A 25,770-nucleotide genomic window follows, 5' to 3' on the forward strand; every position below is an offset into this window, starting at 1 on the left:
GTTTGCCCTCGCTTCTCAGCGTCGACAAGAGGCCGCCATGGAAATGTTCTCAACCGCGTTGCCCCAGCTCGGCGACGCTCTCGCCCTCGTCCTCCAGCCCCAGCAACTCATGTTCATGCTGGCGGGCGTTCTTTTGGGCCTTTCGGTCGGCGTGCTTCCCGGCCTGGGCGGTATTGCCGGACTTTCGCTGGTCCTGCCCTTCGTTTACGGCATGGACCCGGTGTCGGGCCTTGCCCTCATGGTCGGGCTGGTGGCGGTCATTCCTACCTCCGACACGTTCTCGTCCGTTCTGATGGGCATACCGGGTTCGTCGGCATCCCAGGCCACGGTTCTCGACGGGTTTCCGCTGGCCAAGAGGGGCGAGGCGACAAGAGCGCTGTCCGCTGCTTTCGTATCGTCGTTGTTCGGCGGACTGTTCGGCGCTCTGATCCTTACATTTTTCATCTTCATCGCCCGCCCGATCGTGCTGAGTTTCGGGTTGCCCGAAATGATGATGATGACGTTCCTTGGCATGTCCATGGTCGCCATTCTGGCCGGCCGCGTGCCCCTCAAGGGCGTTGTCGCAGGCGGGTTGGGGCTGATGGCGGGAACGATCGGCGCCGCCGGCGCGGGCGGCAGCCTGCGCATGACAACATACGACATTCCCTATCTCGTTGACGGGCTGCAACTGGTGATCGTGGGGCTGGGCATCTACGCCATCCCCGAAATCGTTTCACTGCTGCGCCAGGACCGGCCGATCTCCAAATCTGGAACGCTTGGCGCCGGCTGGATGGCTGGATTGCGCGACTGGTGGGTCAATCGCTGGCTTTCGCTGCGCACGGCAACCATCGGCGTGCTGATTGGGGTGATCCCCGGCCTCGGCGGCTCGGTCGTCGACTGGATTGCCTATGGGCACGCCGTCCAGAGTTCGAAAAATCGCGAGAATTTCGGCAAGGGCGACATTCGCGGCGTCATTGCGCCGGAATCCTCGAACAACGCCAAGGAAGGCGGCGGGCTGGTGCCCACGCTCATGTTCGGCATCCCCGGTTCTGGATCGATGGCGGTGTTTCTGGGTGGGCTGGCATTGCTCGGGCTTTCGCCCGGCCCGCACATGGTGCGCCAGGATCTCAACATCACCTACACGATCGTCTGGTCGCTCGCCATCGCCAACGTGATGGGCACGGCGCTGTGCATTGTCGCTTCACGCCAGATTTCTCGTCTGACCACGATCCGCTTTACGCTGCTGGCGCCCTTCCTGCTGCTCGTGATCACATTTGCCGCGTTTCAGACGCAGCAATCGATCGGCGATCTCATCACGCTGGTGATCATCGGCGTTCTGGGCATCCTGCTGCGCCGGTTCGACTATTCGCGCCCCGCCTTCCTGATCGGGTTCGTGCTGGCCCATCAGGCCGAAAACTTCACCAATTCGGCGATCCAGATTGCCGGTGCACGGTTCCGGCGTGATCTGGAGACCGGGTTCGAATATATCTTCACCCCGATCACCATCACGCTTCTGGTCATTACCGTTGCGTCGATCTTTATCGGGATCAGGCAATCCAAGAACATTCGCGAGAACCTGGAAACGCCGACCGGCACCAAGCGGGCACCGTTGATCTTTCTTCTGGCGATCACGGCCTATCTGGCGGTCGCGGTGGCCGATGCCTGGTCGATTTCACGGCTGGGGGACAAGGTTTTCCCGCTGGTCGTCGGCTCGATCACGCTTCTGGCCAGCATCGCGCTGCTGATCCGCATGCGGCTCAAGCCCGAGAGCGATGACGTCTTCATCGACTACGAGCTTGGTCAGGACGACGGCAATGCCCCGCACGGATTGTGGCGTACGCTGGGCTGGTTCCTCGGACTGCTGGCTCTGACGGGGTTGTTCGGGTTCATAATCGGGCTGATCCTGTTCCTGCCGCTGTTTTTCCGGGTCAGGGCGGGCGTGAGTTGGCTCAAGACCATCCTGCTTTCGGCTGGCGGCATCGCGTTCATCCTCGCCCTTGCCTACATATTGGGCCGAGATTTTCCCGGCGGCCTGCTGCAGGCCTATACAAATTTCCCCTGGCCGTTCAGATGATCGGCAACACCATGCGCTAGACCGGGAGAGGCAGACACTGCCTGCCTCTCCCCACACAATACCAAACCTGCCGGGACAGACCTGCCCACCGCCTTACGCGGCGAGTGGAGACTCAGGCCCGGTCTGCGACCAGAATAGAGTGAGCAATCGATGAGCACCCCCAAGACCTACGAAGTTCTCGCAAGGGCCTTTGCACAGGAACAGGTCGAAACCTGCTTTGCCTTGCTGGGCGATGCAAACATGAACTGGGGCACGACGCTGGCCGGGCTGGGCACACGCATGATCTACGTGCGTCACGAACATTGTGCCGTTGCCGCAGCGATGGCGTATGCACGCAAGAGCGGAAGGACCGGTGTTGCCACTGTAACTTGTGGCCCGGGATTGACCCAGCTTATGACCGCCCTGCCCGCTGCCGTGCGGGCCAACCTGCCGCTTGTGGTGTTTGCGGGAGAGGCACCCTTGAAATCGGGTTGGTACAATCAGGGGATCGATCAGGCGCCATTCATTCGCGCAACCGGGGCAAGCTATCATTCGCTGCATCATATTCCACGAATGCCCGAAGCCATTCGCGATGCATTCCTGGAAGCCCGGATGACCCGAAAGCCGGTTGTTCTGGGCATTCCTTTCGATCTGCAGGATCGCGACTGGCCGGGCGAGGTCACCCTACCGGTCCCCTCGGCCGACCTCGTGCCCGATGTCGGGCCGATGCCACCGCATCCAGACGACATCGCGCGCGCCGCAAAACATGTCGGCGAGAGCAAAAAGATCGTCGTGATGGCCGGCATGGGGGCCGTGCTGGCCGATGCGGGCGAAGCGTGCAGGAAACTTGCCGCAAAGTGCGATGGGCTGCTGGCGACGACATTGCCGGCGCGGGGGTTGTTTTACGACGACGATTACTGCCTGGGAGTCGCCGGGGGCTTTGCCACCGAAGCGGGGCGCAAGCTTCTGGCTGAAGCCGACCTCATCATTGCGGTTGGCACAATATTGGCGCATCACAATGCCGATGGCGGCAAGCTGTTCGGCAAGGCCCATGTGCTCCAGATCGACGTCGAGCCGGTGGCCGTGAGCCAGGGACGCGTTGCAGCGCACAGCCATGTCCGGGCCGACGCGCGGCTGGGCGTGGAAGCTCTGACCGATGCGATCGAGGCTCGCCCGGGCCAATGGCGGGCGGAAGAAACGGCGCGCCTTATCCGCGAAACACCGCCCGATTCCGAACCGTTCCCGATCGAGGACGGCATTGTCGACCCCCGGGCCGTGGTCGATGCGCTTGAAGCGCACCTGCCGGTCGAATGGGAGATGGTCAATTCATCGGGCCATTGCTCGTATTTCTTCGCCCAGATGCCCTCGCGCCCGCAACACCGGTTCCTGACCATTCGCGAGTTCGGGGCGATCGGTAACGGCATCTCTTTTGCGATGGGAGTGGCTGCCGCGCGCCCCAACGATACAATCGTGCTGTTCGATGGCGATGGCAGCCTGATGATGCATATCCAGGAGATCGAGACCATTGCGCGGCACGGTCTCAATATCCTCATCTGTATTCTCAATGATGGCGCCTATGGCTCGGAAATCCACAAGCTGCGGGCCGAAGGCATGTCCGATGAAGGTGCAGTGTTCGGACGGCCCGACTTCGCTTCGATCGCCAAAGGGTTCGGCATTGGCGGGCAAACCGTTACCGACCTTACAATCCTTCCGGCTCTGATCGAGGATTTCCGCGAGAGGGGTGGCGCGGCGATTTGGGATTTTCCGATTTCCGATCAGGTGGTTTCGCCGGTGATCCGCCGGGCCCACCCGCCCGCTTCTCACGCATGAGAACTGTCGACTTCCGAGAGCCGCTCGCGGATCATGGCGAGCAGGCTTTCGGCCGCGCCTGACAGGGGCACGGCGCGTCGCGTGACGGCGACAACGGCGCGTGTAAGATCGACATCCTCGAAACTCAGGCCCACCAATTGGTGGGGAGCCTGATACATGGTCAATCTGGGCAGCACGGTGATGGCGGTTCCCGCCGCAACAAGGTTCATCGCGGTTGCCGCATTTTGAACCTCGAAGCGCCAGTCGAGCTGCCTGCTGACGCTTCCCAGGGAGTCCTCGATCAACTGGCGGTTGGTCGACTGGGTGCGGATGCGGACAAGCGGCTCGCCGAGCAGATCTTCGCGGCGCACGGACTTGCGCCCCGCCAGTTTGTGGTGGCGGTTGACCAGCAGGACGTAGGGCTCCGTGCACAGATATTCGGTTTCCACGTCCCAGGGGGTGGCTCCGGTAATGGTGATGCCGAATTCGGCCTCGCCGCGTTGCACTGTGCTGACCACCGCTCCCGCAGGCTGATCGAGCAGAATGATGCTGAGGCCCTGATTGGCCTCAGAAAAGGTTCGCATCAGGCCCGCCAGATAATAGCCGGCAATGGTCGGAACCGAGGCAAACACGACCTTGCGCATTGCTTCCCGGCCGCTGTCACGCACCGCGCCGTAGAGTTCGGCGAGTGTTTCCAGGCGTCCGCGCACCTGGGGCAACAGAGCCTGACCTGCTATGGTCAGCGAAACTTCTCGGGACGTGCGCACCAGCAGGCGCGTCCCCAGATCCTCCTCGATCTTTCTGATGCGGTGGCTCAGCGCTGTCTGGGTGAGGTTGAGCCGTTGGGCGGCACGGGAAAAACTGCCCAGTTCCGCCACGGCAACGAACGCTTCGAGCCCAAGATAATCTACGCGCATCGCCACCCTCCAGATCCGGCGTGTGATGCAGCTGTGCCCGCAAAACGGGACATCTGCAAGCGCAGGAGGTTACACCTTGAAAACCCACAATGGCAGATTTTTTGTTGACTCGCACAAGGTATTTGTACATTTGTACAAGAAGGGCGTACGAACGTCGAAAGCGGGAGGTTCATTTGTCTCGAGGCAATGTGCGCGAAGCGCTGCTTGGTGCTGCGGTCACGCTGTTTTCATCGAACGGCTACAACGCTGTGTCGCTGCGCGAGATCGCCAAGGCAGCCGGAGCAAATGTCGGGAGCCTGACCTATCATTTCGGATCCAAGGCCGCGCTGCTGCGGGAAATCTACCAGCGTCATACCGAGCCGATGAACAATCGGCGTACGGAATTGCTTGGCGAGGCCCGGCGCATCCACGACCCCGAGGAACGCCTTATGGCGATCCTGCGCGCCTATGTGCTTCCGGCCTTTTCGTCCTCTTCGGATTTCGACGGTGGCGGTGTCGCGTTCACCCGCATGCGGGCAGTTCTGTCCGCCGAAGGCAATGAGGATGCGCGCACGATTATCGCTGGCGCATTCGACACCACGAGCCGGGCCTTTCTCGATGCAATCGCCGATTGCCTGCCAAATGCCGAGCGCGAAGGCCTTGTCTGGCGCAGCCATTTCCTGCTCGGAGCGCTCTATTACGCGCTGATCAATCCCGAACGTGTCACCCGCCTTTCAGACGGCGCGGTGGACGGAAACGACCGCGATACTGCGGTCAACCAGATCGTGGAGGCCAGCTTTGCGAGCTTCCGCTCTCTGGACACCAAGGGCCGTGCAACGCGGCCACACCATGCGGCCTGAGGGCCGATTTTCATCTCTATGGGAGGTTCCACGATGAACTTTAAAAAACTGCTCGCCGGCGCGGGCCTGGCGATCGGCCTTCTGGCCACGCCGGCTCTTGCCCAAGAGCGCGTCTCCATCGGTACGGGCGGCACGGGCGGCCTGTTCTACATCATCGGCGCCGGCATGGCCGAAGTGCTCAACCAGCACATGGACGACACAACGGCACGTGCCGAAGTGACCGGGGCATCGGTCGAAAACATCCGGCGGGTCGCGGCCGACCAGATGACTTTCGGCTTCTCGTCCTCCTCGACGCTCTATGAAGCCAGTGTGGGCGAAGGCCCGTTCGAGGAAGCGCTTCCGGTGGCGGCCATGGCCTATCTTTACCCCGCCGTTCTCCAGATCGCGACCACCAGCGATACCGGCATCACCACCATGGAAGGGCTTGCGAGCAAGCGCATCAACCTCGGCCCTCCGGGCTCCAACTCGGCGGTTCTGGTTCAGCGCCTGATGGAGGCCTATGGCGTCTTTGACCCGGCCAACGTCCAGTTCCTGTCTTACACGGAAGGTACAGCGGCGCTGATGAACGGTCAGCTCGACGCCACAGTAGTCTTGGCCGGAGCGCCGACCGCCGCCCTTATCGATCTGGGCGCGCAGCGCGACATGGTGCTGATTTCCATCGACGAGGAGACCGTCGCTCCGATGCTGGCCGAATATCCATTCTACCAGACCTACGAGATGCCTGCGGGCACATATGAGGGGCAGGATGAACCGGTGATGGTCATCAACGATCCCGCGACGATCTTTACCAGCCAGTTCGCAACCGACGAGCAGATCTATGCCATCACCAAGGCGCTGTTCGACAATCTCGACGAGCTGGCCCAGGTCCATCCGGAGGCCGCCAACATCACCGTTGAAACTGCCGTTAACACGCCAATCGGCCTGCACCAGGGCGCTCAGCTCTATTTCGACGAACAGGCCCAGTAACGGAAAGCCTCGATCATGTCGTTCCTGTCCCAACTCTACAGCAAGATCGCGTTGCCCAATGAGCATGGAACCGAGAGGGAGGCGTTCATCGCCTCCCTGCTCTATACCATCCTCGCGGTCGGCGTGACCGCCATCGTCATCTGGGGCGCCTATTTCGGGGGTATCACGGCCCTGGTCCTGCGCTCCATGTTTTACTCGATGGTGGCCATGGCGGGCCTTCTGGCTGTGAGTCTGGAGACACGGTTCGTCCCGACGCGTGTGATCTTCTACATTTTGGGGATCATCGCCCTGGTGCCAGGGATCTATCTCTGGCACTCCTATTTCGACATCGTCATGCGCGGCGCCCTCTCCACCCAGTTCGACGAGTGGATGTTCATCGCGCTTGTGGTCATCACCCTTATCCTCGTGCGCAAAACACTCGGCTGGGCCCTGCTCATCCTCTCGGTCATCGCCCTGCTTTACGCCTATTTCGGGTATCTCATCCCCGGAAAATACGGTCATGGCGGCTATGATCTGGCGCGCCTTGCGTCGACCCTGTTCCTGTCCACCGAAGGGTTCTTCGGCGCGCCGATGGGTGTGGCGGTCGAATACATCTTCCTGTTCGCACTGCTCGGCATCCTGCTCATGCAGATCGGTACCGGCGAAGTGTTCGTCGATGTGGCCCGCGGGGTCACGGGACGCATTCAGGGCGGACCGGGCCTTTCGGCCGCAGTTTCAAGCACGCTGGTCGGCACGATCAATGGCAGCGCCGTTGCCAATGTGGTGACAACGGGTACGTTTACGATTCCGCTGATGAAACGGGTCGGTTATTCGGCCAAACTGGCCGGAGCCATTGAAGCGGCAGCATCTTCGGCGGGGCAGATCCTGCCGCCGGTCATGGGGGCCGCGGCCTTTCTGATGGCGGAAATCATCGGGGTGCCCTATTCGACCATTGCATTGGCGGCCCTGGTGCCTGGCCTGCTCTATGTCCTGGCCCTACTGATCGCCGTACGGCTGGAAGCGGGCAAGCTGGATTTGGCGCGCGACACGACGGGCGGCATGGCGTTTCTCATCGAGACACTCAAGACCCGGGGCTACCTGCTGCTGCCGCTGATCGGCATCATTGTGCTCCTGTTCATGGGGATGACCCCGACCCGGGCCGCCGTCTATTGCATCGGGTTTGCGCTGCTCATCAGCCCGTGGCGCAAGGAAACGCGGATCGGACTGACGGGGCTCCTTGTCGTCTGCCGCAATACGCTGTTCGCAACACTGCCCATCGTTGCCGCCGTTGCGGCTGCGGGGATCGTGATCGGCGTGCTCAATCTCACCGGTATGGGACTGATGCTCTCGAGCCTCATCGTGGAGGTGGGCGCGGGCAATATATGGGCAATCCTGTTGCTGACGGCCCTTGCCTCTTTTGTCCTGGGCATGGGGCTGCCAACTTCGGCCGCCTATTTGCTGCTGGCCGTGCTTGTTGCGCCTGCGTTGACCCAGCTCGGTCTGCCGGCGATCTCGGCCCATATGTTCATCTTCTATTTCGGGCTGGTTTCGGCCATCACGCCGCCAGTCGCGCTCGCGGCCTACGCGGCGGCTTCGATTTCAGGCGCCGGTGCCAATGAGACGGCGGTTGAATCGATCCGGCTTGGCTTCGTCAAACTTCTGGTGCCGTTCCTGTTCGTTACCATGCCGGGCATCCTGATGATCGGAACGCCGCTGCAGATCGTGCTTGGCATCGTTTTCGCAGCGATCGCCGTAACCGCCATAACAATTGCCTTTGCCGGCTGGATGGTTCGTCCCATTTCCGGGCTAGAGCGGGGCGCGCTGTGTGCGGGTACATTGCTGATCTGTTGGCCGACGCCGGTCGATACGACCGACCCGATCACTCTGATCGCACGGCTGGCGGGGCTCGGTATTGTCGGCCTTGCCGTCTTCCGCATGGTCACGGCAACGCCACGACCTGCCATTGAAGTTCAACCCAACTAAGAGACGCCCATTCATGTCCTTGCCTCCCCACCCGTCTCCCAAAACGCCCGACCTGGTTCTGCCCGAAGGCGCGTGCGATGCCCATTGCCATGTTTTCGGCCCTGGAGACGTATTTCCCTATTCCAGCTCGGCAACTTACCGGCCCCAGGACGCGCCAAAAGAAAAGCTGTTTGCGCTGCATAAACATCTGGGGCTCTCGCGCTCTGTGGTGGTCCAGGCGAGCTGCCATGGGACCGACAATCGGGCGATGGTCGATGCGCTCAGGGCCGGCAATGGCAATTACCGTGGCATCGCCATGGTGGAGCGCGATGTGAGCGACGCCGAGCTGCAGGAACTCCATGACGCCGGCGTGCGGGGCGTAAGGTTCAATTTCGTTGCCCATCTGGGTGAAGCCGCCGATCAGGATGCGGTGCGCGAGATCGTTGCCAAGATCAAGCCGTACGGCTGGCATATCGTCGTGCATTTCGATTCCCACTGGCTGGCGGATTTGGCGCCATTCCTCAAGGATCTCGACATCGTCACGGTGATCGACCACATGGGCCGTATCGATGCCAGCGCCGGTGTCGAACAGCAGGCATTTCAATTGCTCTTGGAGCTGCTCGAGGACAAGCGGTTCTGGGTCAAGGTGTGCGGTTCGGAACGCCTGTCACGATCCGGACCGCCCTTCCATGACGCCGCTGAATATGGCCGGTTGTTGGTGGAGAAATTCCCCGACCGCGTGTTGTGGGGCACCGATTGGCCCCATCCCAACATCAAGGCCAATATGCCCGACGATGGGGAACTGGTGGATCTGCTCAAGATCATTGCGCCGACGCCCGACAGCTTGCAGCGACTGGTTGTGGACAATCCGACCCGGCTCTATTGGCCCGAAACAGTGTAATCGAAAAGGGCCGTCCGACTGTCTCCGGGCGGCTCTTTGCTTCGATTAATGGTCGTGCGTCGGTTCGGACAGGGGACAATCCTTTGGATGGTTGGCCCAGTTGATTTCAACAGTGGCGTGGCCGATGGCATAGCGCTGGGCGAGGGTTCTTTTCACGCGTTCTGAAATTGTGCGGTAGTCGGCTCTGGGCTTGAGCGAAACCTCCATGGTTGCCGCGGGCTTGCCCGAAGTGATCGACCAGACGTGAACATGAGAGATGTCCTCGATGTCGGGCACCGTATCGAGGACATGGGTGCGCAGGGCATCGATCTCGATGTTTCCGGGCGTCCCTTCCATCAGGATCTGCACGGCATTGCGCAAAAGAGCCCAGGCGGAGCGCAGGATCAGCATCGAAAGCAGCACCGACAGGATCGGATCGATCGGCGTCCAACCGGTCAAATAGATCACCACCGCCGCGGCAATCGCCGCAACAGAGCCCAGCAAATCGCCAAGGACGTGCAACAGCGCACCGCGAATGTTGACATGGCTGGTGTCGCCCTGCCGGAGCATGAAAAACACGGCGATATTGACCACCAGACCCAAGACAGCGACGACCATCATCGGTCCGGCCAGAACCGGATGAGGGGTAAAGAGGCGCTGGATAGCCTCGTAGGTGATCCAGGCGACCAGCCCGAAAAGCGTTATGGCATTGACGAAACCGGCGAGCACTTCGAGACGCATATAGCCGAATGTACGCCTGGAATCCGAGAGTTTTCGGCCAAACCTGAAACCGGCCCAGGCGAGCGCCAATGCCGCAGCGTCCGTCAGCATGTGCCCGGCATCGGCCACCAGCGCCAGAGAGCCCGACAGGATGCCGCCGATGAACTCGGCAACCATGAAGCCAAAGATCAGGGCGAACCCGGCAAGGACCACCCTTTCGTTATTTTCGCCAATCTCGGGCGCATGGCTATAGTGCCCGTCGCCGTGATGATGGCCGGCGTGATCGTGGCTGGTGTGATACCTGGTCATTGCATTCAAAATCGCTCGTAAACGTCTTTGGCCAAACATATCAATATCTATTCATTTGTAAATACATAATGGAGCAAGCCTCTGGCGCGATGTGGCTGTCCCATGGCGGGCAGGCTTGACGAAAGCGCTCCGCTCTGCTCTCATGACAGAACAATGATATGTATTACATAATTATGTATCATTGAGCAAAGGGAGCATCGTTATGAAGACTTTTATCAAGGCAGCGACCATCGCTGCCCTGGCAGGCATTTCATTGCCAAGTTTTGCCGTCGCGCAAACCGAGGGTGGCGCGATCGACGTGGCCACCATTGGTGAGCCGCCCACCCTCGACCCCATGACCTCGACAGCCGACCTGGTCGGCATCATCACCCAGCATATGTTCGAAACGCTCTACACGTTCGATGCCAACTGGGCCGTCGTGCCGCTGCTGGCGGCGGACATGCCCGAGATTTCCGAGGACGGCACTGTCTATACAATCGCGCTGCGTGAGGGCGTCACCTTCCATGACGGCTCGGACATGACCGCCGAGGACGTCGTCGCATCGCTCGAACGCTGGCTGCGCATCGCAAGCCGCGGCATGCAGACCGCGGAAACTGTCGAAGGCGTCGAGGCCGTGGATGATTACACCGTGCAGATCACGCTGAGCGGACCCTATGCGCCGCTGCTGTCCCTGCTGTCGCTCAACAACTCGGCGGCCATCGTCATTCCATCCGAAATCGCGGGCGAAGACGTGATGGAGGATTTCATCGGCACCGGGCCCTATCAATTGGCCGAAAGGCGTCCGGACCAGTATATCCAGCTTACCCGGTTCGAGGATTACGCGTCGCGCGCCGAGGATTCCAGCGGCTATGGCGGGGCGCGCCACCAGTATCTCGACGAAATCCGCTTCGTGCCTGTCCCCGATCCCAACACCCGCATCGAGGGCGCTGTCGCTGGGCAGTTCGATTATATCGATTCCATCGCGGTGGAAGCCTATGACCGCATCGCCTCGGGCAATACCGAACCGGTGATGCTGGCTCCGTTTGGCTGGCCGGTGTTCGTGATGAACACCGCCGAAGGCGTCAATTCCGACATCGCCGTGCGCAAGGCGATCCAGGCGGCCCTTGCGCCCCAGGACATGCTGCTGGCCGCATTCGGATCGGAAGATTTCTTCACCGCCGATGGGGCGATGTATCCCGAAGGCTATGTCTGGCATACCGAAGCCGGCACCGAACCCTATAAGCCCATGGGCGATACCGAACTGGCCAGCCAGTTGCTCGCGGACTCCTCTTATGACGGATCGCCGCTGCGCATCCTGACCTCGCGTCAGTACGAGTTCCATTACACGATGGCGCAGGTTGCCGAGGCCTATCTCGAAGCTGCCGGGTTCGACGTGCAACTCGACGTCGTGGAATGGGCAACCTTGACCCAGCGGCGCACCGATCCGGCGCTATGGGACATCTACATCACCCATTCGCCCTTCCTGCCTGAACCGTCGCTCACCGGTATCATGTCGGATTCCTCGCCAGGTTGGTGGGTGTCCGACGCCAAGCACGCCGCGCTCGGCGCGTTCAACGCCGAAGCCGACCCCGATGCCCGTGTGGAACTGTGGGGCGCGGTGCAGGAAGCTGTCTATGAGGAAGTGCCCGCTTTCAAGGTCGGCAATTTCAATGCCGTTGCCGCCCAATCGCCGGCACTCGAAGGCATGAACCCGGCGCCATGGCCATATTTCTGGAACGCATGGCTCGAAGAATAAGCAATCCTCCCATGGGCGCCGGCTTTGCCTGTCCTCCGGACAATGGCGGCGCGCGGGGAGATCGCGAAGGGAGGGACATGGCCAGCGATGTCCCATTGCCAGGTCCTTTCCGGCATGGCCATCCTTCCCTTCGCGCCCATTTTGGAAAGTTGCCAGATGCTTAGTGCTGCGCTCAACAGACTGATCGGCATGCTCACGGTGATGGCCATCGTCGTGACGATCGTTTTCATCATCGTTCGGGTGACCCCGGGCGATCCGGCTGCTGTCATGCTCGGTCCCGATGCCACCGCGGCCGATGTCGAGGCGTTGCGCCAGCGGCTGGGGCTCGACGGCACGATCCTCGAGCAGTTCATCTCCTATGTCGGGGGCATTTTTCGCGGCGACCTCGGGCAGTCGATCTTTCTGGGGCAGCCGGTAACGACGGCTCTTTGGCTGCGGGCCGAGCCGACCTTTTTCCTCACCATTTTCTCGCTGGCCATTGCAACGGTGATCGCACTGCCGATCGGCGTCGCTTCGGCCTATTGGCGCGGGTCGTGGTTCGACCAGACTATGACCTCGCTTGCGATGTTTGCCGCTTCAGTTCCCAGTTTCTGGCTGGGGCTGATCTTCATCCAGACCTTCGCTGTAAGCTTTGGCTGGTTCCCGACCTCGGGCTATGGCGGCCCTTATTCGTCGTTGGGTGAAAGGCTTTATCACCTCGTTCTGCCCGCAACGACGCTGGGGATCGTTTCTTCGGCGCTCATCATGCGCTTTACCCGTGCGTCGATGCTCGACGTGCTCAACGACGATTATGTGCGCACTGCACGGTCCAAGGGGATGAGCGAATGGCGGGTCGTTGTCCGTCACGCGCTCAAGAATGCGCTGATCCCTATTCTCACCGTGATCGGGCTGACGGCGGCGCTGCTGATTTCGGGGGCGATTGTCACCGAGACGGTGTTCGCGCTGCCCGGCGTCGGCAATCTGATCGTTTCGGCGGTATTGCGGCGCGACTATCCGGTGATCCAGGGGGCGCTGCTGATCGTTGCCGGGCTCTATGTGTTGGTCAATTTCGTCATCGACATGCTTTACCTGCTCGTCGATCCGCGTGTGAGGTACTGATGGCCGCGCTCGCTTCTTCAGTACAGGGCAAATCGCCCAATCTTTTGATCCGTCTTCTGGCGCGACCGACTGCTGCGGCCGGGCTGGTCGTCATAACGCTGGTCGTGCTTGCAGCAATCTTTGCGCCCCTGCTCACGCCGCACAGTCCGAGCCAGCTGTCGATCGTCAACCGGCTGACCGCCCCCAATGGCCAGTTCTGGCTGGGCACCGATGAATTGGGCCGCGATATCCTCACCCGAGTGCTTTATGCCGGGCAGACCTCGCTTTCGGTGGCGTTTTCGGTTGTCATCGTCTCGTCGCTGATCGGCATCGTTCTGGGGCTGGTGGCCGGTTTCTTTCGCAAGGCCGATGCGCCGGTGTCGCGGGTCATCGACGCGATGATGGCGTTTCCCGATATCCTTCTGGCCATTGCGCTGGTGGCGGCGCTGGGGGCTTCGGCGTTCAATGTAGTGCTGGCGTTGGGGATTGTTTATGCCCCGCGCATGGCGCGGGTTGTGCGCGCCTCAACGCTGGTGATCCGGGAATTGCCCTATGTCGAGGCGGCGCGCGCGCTGGCCGTGCCGACCCCCGTTATTCTCGTGCGGCACGTTTTACGCAACGTCACTTCGCCGCTCCTGGTGCAGGGCACCTTCATTTTCGCGCAGGCCATCCTGGCCGAAGCCGGACTGTCGTTTCTCGGAGTGGGCATTTCACCCGATATTCCGACCTGGGGCACCATGATTTCGGCTGGCCGCCAGTTCATGAATTCGGCAAGCTGGCTTCTGCTTTATCCCGGTCTCGCCATCGTCATAACCGTTCTGGCGCTCCAGCTTCTGGGCGACGGTTTGCGCGACCTCCTCGACCCCCGTCTTGCAAAGGACATCTAGATGATCGGCAATCAGTTTCCACTCGCCGAAAAACCGCTTCTGATCCGCAACGCGAAACCGGTCGGTTTTGCCGGCGTCACCTCGTCAGCCATCGATATCCTTGTCGGCCGGGACGGGAAGATTATCGAGACCGGAACCGCCATCGCCGTGCCCCACGATGCGGAAATTGTCGATGCCGGGGGCAGTTATCTTTCGGCAGGGTGGACCGATATCCACACCCACATCTGGTATGGCGGCACCGACATTTCATTGAGGCCCGAGCAGTGCGGCGCGCGGCATGGGGTGACCACCATGGTCGATGCCGGCTCGGCGGGCGAAGCCAATTTCCACGGCCTGCGCGAATTGATGATCGAGCCGGCCCTCGAGAACGTCTACGCATTCTTAAACATCGGCTCGATCGGCCTAGTGGCCTGCAACCGGGTGACCGAACTCCAGGACATGCGCTCGATCGATATCGACCGGATCGCGGCGACCGTCGAAGCCAATCGCGACGTGATCGTCGGGCTCAAGGTCCGGGCCAGCGCGGTGATTTCGGGCGGCTGGGATCTGGTACCGGTCAAGCTGGCCAAAAAGCTCGGGCGCGTGCTCAAGCTGCCGATCATGGTGCATGTGGGCGAACCGCCCCCGCTCTATGACGATATTCTTTCGCTGCTGACCGAAGGGGACATCGTCACCCATTGTTTCAACGGCAAGGTCGGTGGCTCGATCCTCGAAGATGAGGACCTCTACGCCCTTGTCGAGGATGCCGCGGCGCGCGGGGTGGTGCTCGATGTCGGCCACGGCGGCGCTTCGTTTTCGTTCGAGGTCGCCAAGGCAGCACTGGCAAAGAACATGCTGCCGCAGACCATTTCGACCGATCTGCACAATCGTTCCATGGACGGCGCGGTCTGGGACATGGGCACCACGATGTCCAAGCTGCTCTCGCTCGGCATGGGCTTTGAAGATGTGATCCGCGCAGCAACCATAGCCCCGCGCAAGGCGATTCGGCGCGATCACACCGACCTTCTGGCCAAGGGCAAACCGGCCGAGTTTACGATTTTCGACCTCGAAAGGAGCGATATCGAGGTCAAGGACTCCAAGGGCATCGCTTCGACGCTGCATGAGATCTTTGAGCCGCGCCACGCCATCCTTGGCGCGCGGGCCATAAAAGCGCACCGCTACCAGCCGGCACCGGGCGCACAACTGGCCAACTGCCCCCATTGCGGTTGGGCGCTATGAGAGAGCTCGCTCCCGATACGATCCTTTCGGTGCGCGACCTGCGCACCTGGTTCAAGACGAAGCGGCTGACCGCCAAGGCTGTGGACGGGGTGACATTCGACCTTAAGCGCGGCCAGACGCTGGCCGTTGTCGGGGAATCGGGATCGGGCAAATCGGTGACGTCGCTCTCTATCATGGGCCTTTTGTCTCGCCCCGGCGAAATCGAAAGCGGAGAAGCCCTGTTCAGGGATTCCAATGGCATCGTGCATGACCTTGCACGGACCTCGGCGCGCGGGTTTCGCAAGTTGCGCGGCCGGGAAATCGCCATGATCTTCCAAGAGCCCATGACCAGCCTCAACCCGCTTTATACGGTGGGCGACCAGATCGGGGAAATGATCGCGCTGCATGAAAATATCGGGCGGGACGAAACCCGCAAGCGGGCGCTCGAAATGCTCGGGCACGTGGAAATTCCCGACGCCGCCAACCGGCTCGACGATTACCCCCACCAGATGTCGGGCGGCATGCGTCAGCGCGTGATGATCGCCATGGCACTGGCCTGCAATCCATCACTGCTGATCGCCGATGAGCCCACAACTGCGCTCGACGTCACCATCCAGGCGCAAATTCTCGATCTGTTGCGCCGGCTACAGGAACAGCTTGGGATGTCGATCCTGTTCATCACCCACAATCTTGGGGTGGTGGCTGAAATCGCCCATGAGGTGGTGGTGATGTATGCCGGGCGCGTTGTCGAGCAGGCGCCGGTCGTCCCATTGTTTCAAAAGCAGAAGCATCCCTATACCGAGGGGCTTCTGGCCTGTACGCCAAATGCGGGACGCGATCTCGAGCCCGATGGCGAGCGTCGGGCGCTTTATTCCATTCCCGGCTCGGTGCCGCCCATTACCGCCCTGCCACCGGGTTGCGCGTTCGAGCCGCGCTGCCGCTATGCCATACCGGCCTGCACCACGCTTCCACCCCAGCTCGAAAGCGCCGGCGCCGATCGGCTGTCGCGCTGTCTAAGGAGTGCCGAGATATGAGCGCTGGTATGGAAACCGCTGCGCCGCTGCTGGCCGTCGAGGGACTGGTCAAACGCTTTTCGGGCCGTGGCGGCAGGACTGTTCATGCAGTCGAGGACGTGAGCTTTGCCATAAAGCGCGGCACGACGGTCGGGCTGGTGGGTGAATCGGGGTCCGGCAAAACGACGGCCGGGCGCACGTTGCTGCGCCTGATCGAACCCACGGGGGGCAAGGCGGTGTTTGACGGGGTCGACATCTTCGCGCTCCCGGAACGAGAGATGCGGGCCTATCGCCAGCGCATGCAGATTATTTTCCAGGACCCGTTTTCCTCTCTCAATCCGCGCATGAGGGTCGAAGCGATCCTGGGGGAAGCGCTCGATGCGTGCAATTATCCCAAGGGGGAAAAGCGCAAGGATCGGGTGGCAGAGCTTTTGACGCTGGTGGGGCTGACTCCCGAGCACGCACGACGCTTTCCGCACGAGTTTTCGGGGGGGCAGCGTCAGCGCATCGGGATCGCGCGAGCGCTTGCCGTGGAGCCCGAATTCGTGGTGGCCGACGAGCCGGTTTCGGCGCTCGACGTGTCCGTGCAGGCGCAGGTGCTCAACTTGTTGAGCGATCTGCAGAAGCGGCTGGGCCTGACGCTGCTGTTCATCGCCCATGATCTTTCGGTCGTCGAATATCTTTGCGACGAGGTGGTGGTCATGTATCTGGGACGGGTCATGGAACGGGGACCGTCGCGGGTCGTCTATGCCAATCCGCGCCATCCCTATACCAGGGCCCTGCTGGCCACGGCGCCGATTCCCGATCCGACGCGGCGCCGCGAACACGTCCCTCTTGGAGGGGACATACCAAGTCCCATCAATCCGCCATCCGGATGCGTATTCCGTACGCGCTGTCCATACGCCATCGGGGCGTGCGCCCAAACCATCCCGCCCACCGAACATCTCGGCGGCGACCACCACGTTGCCTGTATCCGCCATGAAGAACTGGCGCAGGCGTCCTGAGTTTTTGTTTTGTCGTGCGATCGAACCGGCAAGGTCTGCAACCTTTCGCTTCGCGGCCCTCGGGTCCTGATCGCATTCTAGCTGGAGTTTCCCATGACTGTCTCCGAGGCGAAAAAGCGCGCGGATCAGGGCCCCCATGAACGGCTCGCCGCGCTGGGGCTCACCCTGCCCCCGGCCGCGCCGCCAATCGCCAACTTCGTCACCCATGTGATCGAGGGCAATATGCTCTATCTCTCGGGCCAGGGGCCGACCTATCCCGATGGCCGGCGCCACTCGGGCAAGGTGGGCGATACGGTCTCGACCGAGGAGGCTTATAAGCATGCCAGGCTGACCGGGCTTAACCTGATTGCCGTCATGGCGGATGCGCTGGGCGATCTGGGCCGGGTGCGCCGCATCGTCAAGGTTTTGGGCATGGTCAATGCCACCACCGACTTTACCGAGCACCCCCAGGTCATCAATGGCTGTTCGGACCTGTTCAATGCGGTATTTGCCGAAAAAGGCGTCCATGCCCGTTCCGCTGTCGGCTTTTCCTCGCTCCCCAATGCGATCACTGTAGAAATCGAAGCCATCGTCGCCATAGACAATTGAGTACAATTCAATGACCGATATCCGCAAAACACTCGGACTGCGCCCCGTCATCAACTGCTCGGGGACCATGACGTCGCTGGGCGCATCGATCGTCGTGCCACGCGCCGTCGAAACTGTGGCCGCGGTCCTTTCGCAATGGACCGAGATGTCCGACCTCCAGCGCGTTGCCTCGCGTACGATTGCGCGGTTGACCGGGGCGGAAGCGGGGTGCGTGACGGCGTCCTGCTCGGCCGCCATCACGCTCGCCTGCGCCGCCACGATGACCGGCAAGGATCTGGCCGCAATCGAGCGCCTGCCCGACGCCAATGGGCTCAAGGACGAGATCGTCATCCAGACAGGGCACATGGTCTCCTACGGTGCGCCTGTCGAACAGGGCATCCGGCTTTCGGGCGCCAGAGTGGTGCCGGTGGGCCAAGCGACCAGCGCACACGCGTATCAATTGGCCGGAGCGATAACCGACAAGACCGCAGCGGCGGTTTATGTGATTTCGCACCACGTTGTCGATTATGGACAGATCGCGCTCGAAACGTTCTGCGAGGTCGCCCATGAAAAGGGCGTGCCGGTGATCGTAGACGCGGCATCCGAATACGACCTGGAGAAATTCTTAAAGGCGGGTGCCGATCTGGTGCTCTATTCGGGGCACAAGTTTCTGGGTGGGCCGACATCGGGCATCATCGCAGGCAAAAAAGATCTCGTTGCCGCATGCTACCTGCAGAACCGGGGCGTTGGCCGTGGCATGAAGGTGGGCAAGGAAGGCGTGGCGGGGGTTATCGCAGCACTCGAAGCCTGGGAGACACGCGATCACGCCGGGATAAGGGCGCGCGAACAGAAGGCGCTCGATCTCTGGCAATCGACGCTGGAGGGACGCGATGGCGTTACGGCCATCATCGATCCCGACCCCACCGAAAACCCGCTCGACCGCCTCAAGGTGCTGATCGACCCGCAAGGTGCCAACATCTCGGCCTGGGACCTGGCCGATCGCATGGCGCAGGGAGAACGACCGGTAATCGTGCGCGATCATGAAGTGGAACACAATTACTTCTATCTCGACCCCTGCAATCTGCATCCGGACGAGGAAATTGTCGTCGCCGAGCGGCTGACCGAGGAACTCGATGCGGCGCGAAAATCCAATACGCCGATCGTTTCCGACTTGCGGCTTCGCATGCTGGCCCAGGAAAGAGCCATCCTGAACTGGCCCGACTGAAGACGCCGTATTTGCGCGCCGGGGAGAATAATGCAAACTGAACCGGGCGCGGCACCCGCGGGAGGATCGCCAAATGAGCACATTGGAAACGTCCAAGGACGCGGGGAAGGCAAAGCGCACGCGCACCAGCGCGCTCGACCGCATCCTGCAGGTGTTCGATTTTCTCCAAAGCAACGACGCGCCCGCCACGGCTTATGAAATCGCCCGCGCTGTGGGCGCGCCGCTCTCGACGGTCTATACGCTGGTCGAGGGCCTTGTCGAAAAGGACATGCTGGACCGGTTCGAGGATGGCACGTTGTGGTTCGGGCACCGGCTGTATCATTACGGGCTGACCTATGCCCGCCATGTCGACCTTCTGGATGCCGCCAACCACGAAATGAGCGACCTCGCACTCGCGTCGGGAGAAACCGTGCAGATTTGCGGGCGGGACGGGGATTTCATGGTGGTTCTGGGAATGGTGGATGGGCCCGACCATTTCCAGGTCGCCTCACAGGTGGGAAGCCGCACACCGCTCAACTGGTCGGCTTCGGGGCGATTGCTGGTCGGCCATTTGCCAGAGGAGGAGCGGCGCAGGATATTCTTGCATGCAAGTTGCCCCTCGCCGACTGGACGGGCGGAAACCGATATAGAGGTTCTTACGGCAAGCTCGCGACAGGCGCTCGATGCGGGACTTTCCATCCAGGCCGGAGAATCGGCCTATTCGATTGCCTGCATCGCCGCGCCGATCCTTGATACGGCCGGCGCGTGCCGGGCCACCATTTCCATTGTGGTTCCAGATCAGAAAGTCGAACAGAGCGATCCCGATCTCAAGGAACTTGTGCGCCAAAGCGCAATCAATATTGCAAGGCGACTGGGGTGGTCACGCTGACCAGCGCGATCATCGTCTCATGATCGATTGCTATTCGACCAGGCCTTTGCCGTAGAGCAGGACGGAGGCTTCGCAGGCCGCCGATTTGAGCCGGTCGATGGCGCTGTCTAGAGTTTCGCGATTGATGCGCGATGTTGGGCCGAACATGGAGAGCCCCGCCACCATGCGCCCGCCCGAGGTGAGCACCGGCACCGCAATGGCGGTTATGCCCTCTTCACGTTCGCCCATATTGTAAGAAAAGCCACGCTGGCGCGCGAGATCGATTTCCTCTTCGAGCCCGGCCCGGTTGGTGATGGTGCGGTTGGTGAACGCTTCGAACTTGAGCGAGGAAAGGTATTTTTCGCGCTCACGCGGCGAAACGTGAGCCAGCCACATCTTGCCATGGGCGGTGCAATAGGCCTCCAGCCGGTCGCCTACCCTGATATCGACCGAAAGCGAGCGCTGCGGCGTGGCCCGGGCAACGCAGACCACCATACCCGTCTGGTAGATGGTGGCCATGGACGCTTCCTTGAGGTCGCTGGTGATCTCCTCGAGCAATGGCTGCAAGAGTTGGCCGAGGCGATCCTGTTCGAGGGCACGGTCGCCGAGGTCGACAAGCATATAGCCAAGGCGGAAACTGCCCTTGCTCACCTGAACGAGCGCGCCCTCCGCTTCGAGCGTCTTGAGAAACCTATGGGCCGTGATGGCGTTCATGCCGAGCTCGCGCACCACGTCTGCCGCTGAAACACGCTGTCGGCCGCGTCCGAAAAGGCGAAGGATGTCAAAAGCCTTGGAAACCGAATTGTTGAGTTGCGTGGCCAATCCGACCCCCGTTGCCGCCTACCCGATAAGCTTGGGAAAGAACAACACTATGGCCGGAAATGCCAGCAAAAGTGCGACCCGAACGATCTCGGCGGCAAAAAACGGCAGGGCGCCCTTGAATGTCTCCCACATCGGAATGTCGCGGGCCATGGAATTGATGACAAAGACATTCATGCCGACCGGTGGGGTTATCAGCCCGAGCTCGACCACGATCAGGGCCAGGATGCCGAACCAGACCTTGGTATCATCAAGACTCATGCCGAAATCGAGCTGGGCAACGACCGGCCAGAAAAACGGCATGGCCAGGAGGATCATCGAGAGCGAATCCATAAGGCAACCAAGAACGATGAGCGCCACGAGGAGCAAGATGAGGATCATCATCGGCTCAAGTCCCGAATTGAGCATCATATCGGCTGCCGCCTGGGGCACGCCACCGCGCGACATGAAGATCTTGAGCAATTCGGCACCCAGAACGATGAGGTAGATCATGCCCGCGGTCTTGGCCGTTTCGAGGATGGAATCGAGGACGTCGCGCCAGCCGACGAGGCGTCTGACGACGCCATAGGCGAGAACCAGAAATACGCCGATGGAGGCTGCGGGGGTGGGCGTGAACAGGCCAGCATAAATGCCGCCAATGACCAGCCCGAACACGACGACGACGGGCAGGACGCCAATGGTTGCTTTAATCAGTTCGTCACGGCTGACCTGACCACCTCGCGGCCCGGCCTCGGGCACGAGCCAGGTATAGATGGCGATAACGATCATAAAGAATATGACCGCGATCAGGCCTGGAACCAGCGCTGCTGAGAACATCGTGACGATATTGGCTTCAACGATCACCGCGTAAACGACGAGGACCACCGAGGGCGGAATGAGAATGCCGAGCACGCCGCCAGCAGCGAGCGTTCCCGTCGCCAGGGCGGGTGAATATCTATAGCGGCGCAGTTCGGGGAGAGCCACCTTACCCATGGTCGAGGCGGTTGCGAGCGAAGAACCGCATACGGCGCCAAAGCCGGCACATGCGGCGATTGCCGCCATGGCGACGCCACCGCGCAACCGGCCGAACCAGGCGTTGGCGGCGCGGAACAGACTCTGAGACAGTTGGGCCCTGGTGGCGATATGGCCCATCAGGATGAACAGGGGAACTACCGAGAGGTCATAATTTGAGAAGGTGCCATAGGCCAGCGTCTTGAGCTGGGAAAGCAAAATGGCGGGGCCGGAAAGAATCAGCACACCGCCCATGCCGACCGCCGCCATGGCGTAACCTATGGGAATGCGGATGGCGATCATGCCGATCAGAACGGCCAGACCAGTCAATCCGACCAGCAATTGTGAAGTCATGGAAAATGATCCGATCGGGTTGAGACGGTTCAGGCGGATTCGGCTTCTTCCGGGATAATTCCGGCGGTGGCCTGAATAAGGTTGGCGATGCCGGAAAGCGCCAGGAGGACCAGCGAAACCAGGATGGGCAGGAAGGCATACCAGAGGGGAAACTGGTAGATGGCGGTGGTTTCGCGATAGGTCATCTGATCGATCAGGCCAAAGCTCATGCGCCAAAGAAGGATGGCCGCGAAGGCGATGGCGCAAAGCGCACCGAGCCCAGCCAGGGCCACGATCGCCCGGCGGCCCATGCCCGAGGTGAAGATGTCAGCAGTCACGTTGGCGCCGGTGATCTGGCAATAGGGCAGGAACATGAACATGCCGACCGCGGTGCCCACCTGAACGATCTCATAAACGCCCGGGAAGGGCCGATCGAACAGCATGATCAGCGCCACGCTATAGACGTTGACGGCAACGACGCCGAGGATGATGAGCCCGCCAAGCAGGGCCCAATAGCGGGTGAGATCGCGGATGATCCGCACCGCAGCCTGTCGTTTCGGCGTCGCTGCCATTGCGGTTCCCCTATTCGGTGTGCGCGGCGACCGCTGCGCGCGCAGCGTCGACGATGGCCTGGGCATCGATGGAGCCCTGCCCGCCAACTTCGTCGACCCAGCGCCCGACAACCGGTTCGACGGCTTCAATGAACGCTGCGCTTTCCTCTTCGGAAAGCGTGATGTGCTCATTGCCCGCCTCGGTGGCGATGGCGATGCCGGCCTCGTCGATATCGCGCCAGATCTGACCCACCTCGCGCAGCCAGTCTTCGTCCGAATTGTCGAGGAATATCTGCTGGATATCCTCGGGCAGCGAATTCCAGCGATCGAGATTCATCGAGACCTGGAAGACGCTGGCGCCCAGACGGCCCTTGTCGGCCAGTTCGATCTGGTAATCGGTCAGGTCCTGGAGCTGCAGGGCGGGAATGATTTCCCAGGGAATGAGCCCGCCATCGACCACGCCGCGCGAGAGAGCCTGCGGGAAATCGGGAACCGGCATGGAAACGGGGTTACCGCCCAGAGCCTCCACAACCCAGGCACCGGTCCGCGTCGGAATGCGCAAGGTTGTGCCAGCCAGATCGTCAGGCGAGCGGGCCTCCCTGGACGCCATATGAATGGCCTGACCGGCATGGACGTGCTGGAACAGAACCTTAACGCCCACATGCTCTTCAGCGAAATATTGGTCGAACAAGTCGGCGATAGCCAGATTGGTGGCGATGGGGTCGTTGATATGGATATTGGGCAGCTCGAACACTTCGGTGCGCGGGAACAGCCCCGGCGAATAGCCGTTGAGCGTCCAGATCATGTCGACAACGCCATCGCGCGCCTGACGGATCAATTCGGCGGGCGTGCCTCCGAGCGACATCGAAGGATAGATCTCGATATCGACGCGGCCACCGGACGCTTCTTCGATACGCTCGGCCCAAGGCTCGAGCATCTGGGTCTGCGCCGGTGCGCCCGGCCCGAGAAAATGATGAAGGGTGAAGGTGAACTCGGCCTGCGCGAACGCGGGGCCGGCCAAAGCCGTGGAAACGAAAAGTGCTCCAGCACCGAGAGCCGCCCGACGGGTTAATGATGTCATGGTTATCTCCTCCTGGTCCCTCTCCAGCGGGACGATGTGAACCGATGTCTGCGCATCGGTATTTCATATTTAGCAATATATGATTCGTATTGTAAAATAACTTGCTGCGCTGAACTCATATGCCATGGGTTATGAGTGCGATGAAGAACCCAAGAAGTTCTGGACTTATCCTCTCGAATTCCGTTCTGCTGCTTGCTCCTGTTCGCAATTTTCACGCCGCACCCGGGATTTGCAATTGACTGCCAACGACACAATCGACATGCTAAATGATGAAAATCTAATTTCATATATAGCAGTTTTCTATGAACCAGCAAAAGCAGCTTACTCTCACGGCAGGCGGGGCCTTGCTTGCGCGGCTCAAAGCTGTCGGCGTCGACTATATCTTTGCTAACTCCGGCACGGATTTCCCGCCCATCATCGAAGGGCTGGCTGAAGCGTCGGCCAAGGATGTACCGTTGCCACATGCTCTCGTGATGCCCCATGAAAGCGCGGCGATGGGCATGGCGCACGGCTATTTTCTTGCGACCGGGCGCGCACAGGCCGTCATGGCCCACACCAATGTCGGGCTCGCCAATTGTGCGACCGGGGCCATCAACGCGGCGGTCGAGAACATCCCCATCATGCTGTTTTCCGGTCGAACACCGGTGACCGAGGCGGGGCGCTTTGGGGCGCGGACGGTCCCCATCGGATGGGGCCAGGAAATGCGCGATCAGGCCGCGCTGGTCCGCGAGGCCGTCAAATGGGATTATGAGCTGCGGTTTCCCGAACAGGCTGGCGCTCTGGTGGACCGGGCTTACGCCATTGCAAATTCAACGCCGAAGGGTCCTGTCTATACGGCGCTGCCGCGCGAGGTGCTGTGCGAGCCCTACAAACCCGACGACATCGCCGCACCCCTGAGCATGCAGCCGGCCCGGATCGGCGCCGATCCGACGCAAATCGGGCAGGTAGCAAGAAAGATCAAAGAGGCAAAGTTCCCGGTCATCCTTGCCCAGCACGGTGCGGGAAGCACCGAGGCTTTCGCGGCGCTCGGCACCCTGGCGGAGCGCTGGGCGGTACCGGTATGCCATTATTGGGCCGTGCAGATCGCCATTGCCACCGATCATCCGATGTACGCAGGGATCGACCCCAAATGGCTTCTGGAACGAGCCGATCTGGTGATCGTGCTCGATTCGCTCGCGCCGTGGTCGCAGCAGGCCCATGCGGCGCGCGACGATGCCACGGTGGTTCATATCGGCCCCGATCCGCTCAAGGCGCGCATGCCGATCCGCAATTTCCGCTCCGATATTTCGATTGCTTGCGAACTGTCGGACGGTGTTCTGGCTCTGGCGGCTGCGATGGACGGAATTGAGCCGGGCCAAGCGGTGACTGCCCGCCGGAGCGAAACTGTCGAGCGCAACGAAACAACGCGCAAGACGGCGATCGAGCACGCGGAGATCGGCCGAGAGGGGACCATGACCGCCGATTATGTCGCCCTGAAAGTGTCGCAGGCGCTGGTGGGGCGCGAAGCGGTTCTGTTGTCGGAGCGGGGATGCCCGATGCCGGCCATGACGCTGGACCATCACCACGCCTGGTATCAGGAACCGCACGCGGGCGGGCTGGGTTGGTCGTTCCCGGCAGCGCTCGGCATGCAACTGGCCGATCGTGAACAGCTTGTCGTCGCGACGATGGGGGATGGCTCCTACATGTTCGCCAACCCCGTTGCATGCCACCAGATCGCCGAAGCACTGGAGCTGCCGGTTCTGGTTATCGTCATGAACAATGCCGAGTGGGCGGCGGTGCGCCATTCGGTGCTCGACATCTATCCCGAAGGGTATGCCTCAAAGACCAATCAGATGCCGCTGACGGCGCTGTCGCCAATTCCCGATTTCATCAAGGTGGCTGAAGCGAGCCGGGCCTATGCCCGCAAGGTCGAGAACGCCGACGAGCTGGAGGTGGCGCTGGCCGAAGCCATCGGCCATGTTTCGCAAAAGCGCGGCCTGGCGCTGCTCGATATCACAATCCGCAACTGAACCGGGCCCAACCCTGGAGGAG

Annotated in this window: 22 protein-coding genes; 16 read left to right on the plus strand and 6 right to left on the minus strand. The window is 61.2% G+C overall.

What is annotated here, in order from left to right:
* The first annotated feature begins 37 nt into the window (after positions 1-37).
* A complete protein-coding gene (locus tag ACP148_RS15000; protein WP_421952014.1) occupies positions 38-2,053 on the plus strand; it encodes a tripartite tricarboxylate transporter permease in 2,016 nt (671 codons plus the stop codon).
* A 150-nt stretch (positions 2,054-2,203) separates the two neighbouring features.
* On the plus strand, positions 2,204-3,862 hold the full coding sequence (locus tag ACP148_RS15005; protein WP_421952015.1) for a thiamine pyrophosphate-binding protein: 1,659 nt from the start codon (positions 2,204-2,206) through the stop codon (positions 3,860-3,862).
* Here the strand turns inward: ACP148_RS15005 and ACP148_RS15010 are convergent.
* Positions 3,853-4,758, minus strand: coding sequence for a LysR family transcriptional regulator (locus tag ACP148_RS15010; protein ID WP_421952016.1), 906 nt, complete (start codon positions 4,756-4,758; stop codon positions 3,853-3,855). The two genes, ACP148_RS15005 and ACP148_RS15010, sit on opposite strands and share 10 nt — an antisense overlap.
* 173 nt (positions 4,759-4,931) lie before the next feature.
* Here ACP148_RS15010 and ACP148_RS15015 point away from each other — a divergent pair, with 173 nt between their 5' ends.
* Genes ACP148_RS15015 through ACP148_RS15030 form a run of 4 tightly spaced genes read left to right on the plus strand, consistent with a single transcriptional unit; the run spans position 4,932 to position 9,405 of the window.
* Positions 4,932-5,597 (plus strand): TetR/AcrR family transcriptional regulator, encoded by a 666-nt coding sequence (locus tag ACP148_RS15015; protein WP_421952017.1) that lies wholly within the window; start codon positions 4,932-4,934, stop codon positions 5,595-5,597.
* 33 nt (positions 5,598-5,630) lie between these two features.
* The gene (locus ACP148_RS15020; RefSeq protein WP_421952018.1) at positions 5,631-6,563 is read left to right on the plus strand and encodes a TAXI family TRAP transporter solute-binding subunit; all 933 of its coding nucleotides are present in this window, start codon (positions 5,631-5,633) and stop codon (positions 6,561-6,563) included.
* 15 nt (positions 6,564-6,578) lie between these two features.
* A complete protein-coding gene (locus tag ACP148_RS15025; RefSeq protein ID WP_421952019.1) occupies positions 6,579-8,525 on the plus strand; it encodes a TRAP transporter permease in 1,947 nt (648 codons plus the stop codon).
* A 13-nt stretch (positions 8,526-8,538) separates the two neighbouring features.
* A complete protein-coding gene (locus ACP148_RS15030) occupies positions 8,539-9,405 on the plus strand; it encodes an amidohydrolase family protein (protein WP_421952020.1) in 867 nt (288 codons plus the stop codon).
* A 45-nt stretch (positions 9,406-9,450) separates the two neighbouring features.
* On the opposite strand, the gene ACP148_RS15035 is transcribed toward ACP148_RS15030, so the two are convergent.
* Complete coding sequence (locus ACP148_RS15035) at positions 9,451-10,413, minus strand: cation diffusion facilitator family transporter (RefSeq protein ID WP_421952021.1); 963 nt, start codon at positions 10,411-10,413, stop codon at positions 9,451-9,453.
* 202 nt (positions 10,414-10,615) lie between these two features.
* Between ACP148_RS15035 and ACP148_RS15040 the strand changes: the two genes are divergently transcribed.
* The 9 genes from ACP148_RS15040 (at position 10,616) to ACP148_RS15080 (ending at position 19,986) form a co-directional block, all read left to right on the plus strand.
* Positions 10,616-12,148 (plus strand): ABC transporter substrate-binding protein, encoded by a 1,533-nt coding sequence (locus ACP148_RS15040; RefSeq protein ID WP_421952022.1) that lies wholly within the window; start codon positions 10,616-10,618, stop codon positions 12,146-12,148.
* Between the two features lie 156 nt (positions 12,149-12,304).
* Complete coding sequence (locus ACP148_RS15045) at positions 12,305-13,246, plus strand: ABC transporter permease (RefSeq protein WP_421952023.1); 942 nt, start codon at positions 12,305-12,307, stop codon at positions 13,244-13,246.
* Complete coding sequence (locus tag ACP148_RS15050) at positions 13,246-14,112, plus strand: ABC transporter permease (protein ID WP_421952024.1); 867 nt, start codon at positions 13,246-13,248, stop codon at positions 14,110-14,112. The genes ACP148_RS15045 and ACP148_RS15050 overlap by 1 nt, the downstream gene beginning before the upstream one ends.
* The gene (locus tag ACP148_RS15055; protein ID WP_421952025.1) at positions 14,113-15,330 is read left to right on the plus strand and encodes an amidohydrolase/deacetylase family metallohydrolase; all 1,218 of its coding nucleotides are present in this window, start codon (positions 14,113-14,115) and stop codon (positions 15,328-15,330) included.
* Positions 15,327-16,343, plus strand: coding sequence for an ABC transporter ATP-binding protein (locus ACP148_RS15060; protein WP_421952026.1), 1,017 nt, complete (start codon positions 15,327-15,329; stop codon positions 16,341-16,343). The genes ACP148_RS15055 and ACP148_RS15060 overlap by 4 nt, the downstream gene beginning before the upstream one ends.
* Positions 16,340-17,326, plus strand: coding sequence for an ABC transporter ATP-binding protein (locus ACP148_RS15065; RefSeq protein WP_421952027.1), 987 nt, complete (start codon positions 16,340-16,342; stop codon positions 17,324-17,326). Before ACP148_RS15060 ends, ACP148_RS15065 begins: the two co-directional genes overlap by 4 nt.
* 93 nt (positions 17,327-17,419) lie before the next feature.
* On the plus strand, positions 17,420-17,914 hold the full coding sequence (locus tag ACP148_RS15070) for a RidA family protein (protein WP_421952028.1): 495 nt from the start codon (positions 17,420-17,422) through the stop codon (positions 17,912-17,914).
* A gap of 10 nt (positions 17,915-17,924) precedes the next feature.
* Complete coding sequence (locus ACP148_RS15075) at positions 17,925-19,118, plus strand: aminotransferase class V-fold PLP-dependent enzyme (RefSeq protein WP_421952029.1); 1,194 nt, start codon at positions 17,925-17,927, stop codon at positions 19,116-19,118.
* Between the two features lie 73 nt (positions 19,119-19,191).
* Positions 19,192-19,986: an IclR family transcriptional regulator gene (locus ACP148_RS15080; RefSeq protein ID WP_421952030.1), complete on the plus strand. Its 795-nt coding sequence runs from the start codon at positions 19,192-19,194 to the stop codon at positions 19,984-19,986.
* A gap of 30 nt (positions 19,987-20,016) precedes the next feature.
* On the opposite strand, the gene ACP148_RS15085 is transcribed toward ACP148_RS15080, so the two are convergent.
* Genes ACP148_RS15085 through ACP148_RS15100 form a run of 4 tightly spaced genes read right to left on the minus strand, consistent with a single transcriptional unit; the run spans position 20,017 to position 23,739 of the window.
* Complete coding sequence (locus tag ACP148_RS15085) at positions 20,017-20,787, minus strand: IclR family transcriptional regulator (protein ID WP_421952031.1); 771 nt, start codon at positions 20,785-20,787, stop codon at positions 20,017-20,019.
* Between the two features lie 18 nt (positions 20,788-20,805).
* Positions 20,806-22,128 carry a TRAP transporter large permease gene (locus tag ACP148_RS15090; RefSeq protein ID WP_421952032.1) on the minus strand — a complete coding sequence of 441 codons (1,323 nt, stop codon included), beginning with the start codon at positions 22,126-22,128 and terminating at the stop codon, positions 20,806-20,808.
* Positions 22,129-22,157: 29 nt separating this feature from the next.
* Positions 22,158-22,679, minus strand: a complete 522-nt coding sequence (locus ACP148_RS15095; protein WP_421952033.1) for a TRAP transporter small permease — start codon at positions 22,677-22,679, stop codon at positions 22,158-22,160.
* 10 nt (positions 22,680-22,689) lie between these two features.
* Entirely contained in the window at positions 22,690-23,739 is a 1,050-nt protein-coding gene (locus tag ACP148_RS15100; RefSeq protein ID WP_421952034.1) for a TRAP transporter substrate-binding protein, read from the minus strand.
* Positions 23,740-24,041: 302 nt separating this feature from the next.
* Between ACP148_RS15100 and ACP148_RS15105 the strand changes: the two genes are divergently transcribed.
* Positions 24,042-25,748 (plus strand): thiamine pyrophosphate-requiring protein, encoded by a 1,707-nt coding sequence (locus ACP148_RS15105; RefSeq protein ID WP_421952035.1) that lies wholly within the window; start codon positions 24,042-24,044, stop codon positions 25,746-25,748.
* Positions 25,749-25,770 lie beyond the last annotated feature (22 nt).

This window comes from Pelagibacterium sp. (assembly GCF_965249125.1).
In the GTDB taxonomy this organism is placed as follows: Bacteria; Pseudomonadota; Alphaproteobacteria; order Rhizobiales; family Devosiaceae; genus Pelagibacterium.

Bases quoted from the DNA above. Each gene is read 5' to 3' on its own strand.
- ACP148_RS15020 (WP_421952018.1), top strand. From the start codon at position 5,631: ATGAACTTTAAAAAACTGCTCGCCGGCGCGGGCCTGGCGATCGGCCTT.
- ACP148_RS15025 (WP_421952019.1), top strand. From the start codon at position 6,579: ATGTCGTTCCTGTCCCAACTCTACAGCAAGATCGCGTTGCCCAATGAG.
- ACP148_RS15105 (WP_421952035.1), top strand. From the start codon at position 24,042: ATGAACCAGCAAAAGCAGCTTACTCTCACGGCAGGCGGGGCCTTGCTT.
- ACP148_RS15000 (WP_421952014.1), top strand. From the start codon at position 38: ATGGAAATGTTCTCAACCGCGTTGCCCCAGCTCGGCGACGCTCTCGCC.
- ACP148_RS15065 (WP_421952027.1), top strand. From the start codon at position 16,340: ATGAGCGCTGGTATGGAAACCGCTGCGCCGCTGCTGGCCGTCGAGGGA.
- ACP148_RS15030 (WP_421952020.1), top strand. From the start codon at position 8,539: ATGTCCTTGCCTCCCCACCCGTCTCCCAAAACGCCCGACCTGGTTCTG.
- ACP148_RS15040 (WP_421952022.1), top strand. From the start codon at position 10,616: ATGAAGACTTTTATCAAGGCAGCGACCATCGCTGCCCTGGCAGGCATT.
- ACP148_RS15050 (WP_421952024.1), top strand. From the start codon at position 13,246: ATGGCCGCGCTCGCTTCTTCAGTACAGGGCAAATCGCCCAATCTTTTG.
- ACP148_RS15095 (WP_421952033.1), bottom strand. From the start codon at position 22,679: ATGGCAGCGACGCCGAAACGACAGGCTGCGGTGCGGATCATCCGCGAT.
- ACP148_RS15005 (WP_421952015.1), top strand. From the start codon at position 2,204: ATGAGCACCCCCAAGACCTACGAAGTTCTCGCAAGGGCCTTTGCACAG.
- ACP148_RS15090 (WP_421952032.1), bottom strand. From the start codon at position 22,128: ATGACTTCACAATTGCTGGTCGGATTGACTGGTCTGGCCGTTCTGATC.
- ACP148_RS15010 (WP_421952016.1), bottom strand. From the start codon at position 4,758: ATGCGCGTAGATTATCTTGGGCTCGAAGCGTTCGTTGCCGTGGCGGAA.
- ACP148_RS15060 (WP_421952026.1), top strand. From the start codon at position 15,327: ATGAGAGAGCTCGCTCCCGATACGATCCTTTCGGTGCGCGACCTGCGC.
- ACP148_RS15080 (WP_421952030.1), top strand. From the start codon at position 19,192: ATGAGCACATTGGAAACGTCCAAGGACGCGGGGAAGGCAAAGCGCACG.
- ACP148_RS15045 (WP_421952023.1), top strand. From the start codon at position 12,305: ATGCTTAGTGCTGCGCTCAACAGACTGATCGGCATGCTCACGGTGATG.
- ACP148_RS15075 (WP_421952029.1), top strand. From the start codon at position 17,925: ATGACCGATATCCGCAAAACACTCGGACTGCGCCCCGTCATCAACTGC.
- ACP148_RS15035 (WP_421952021.1), bottom strand. From the start codon at position 10,413: ATGACCAGGTATCACACCAGCCACGATCACGCCGGCCATCATCACGGC.
- ACP148_RS15055 (WP_421952025.1), top strand. From the start codon at position 14,113: ATGATCGGCAATCAGTTTCCACTCGCCGAAAAACCGCTTCTGATCCGC.
- ACP148_RS15070 (WP_421952028.1), top strand. From the start codon at position 17,420: ATGACTGTCTCCGAGGCGAAAAAGCGCGCGGATCAGGGCCCCCATGAA.
- ACP148_RS15100 (WP_421952034.1), bottom strand. From the start codon at position 23,739: ATGACATCATTAACCCGTCGGGCGGCTCTCGGTGCTGGAGCACTTTTC.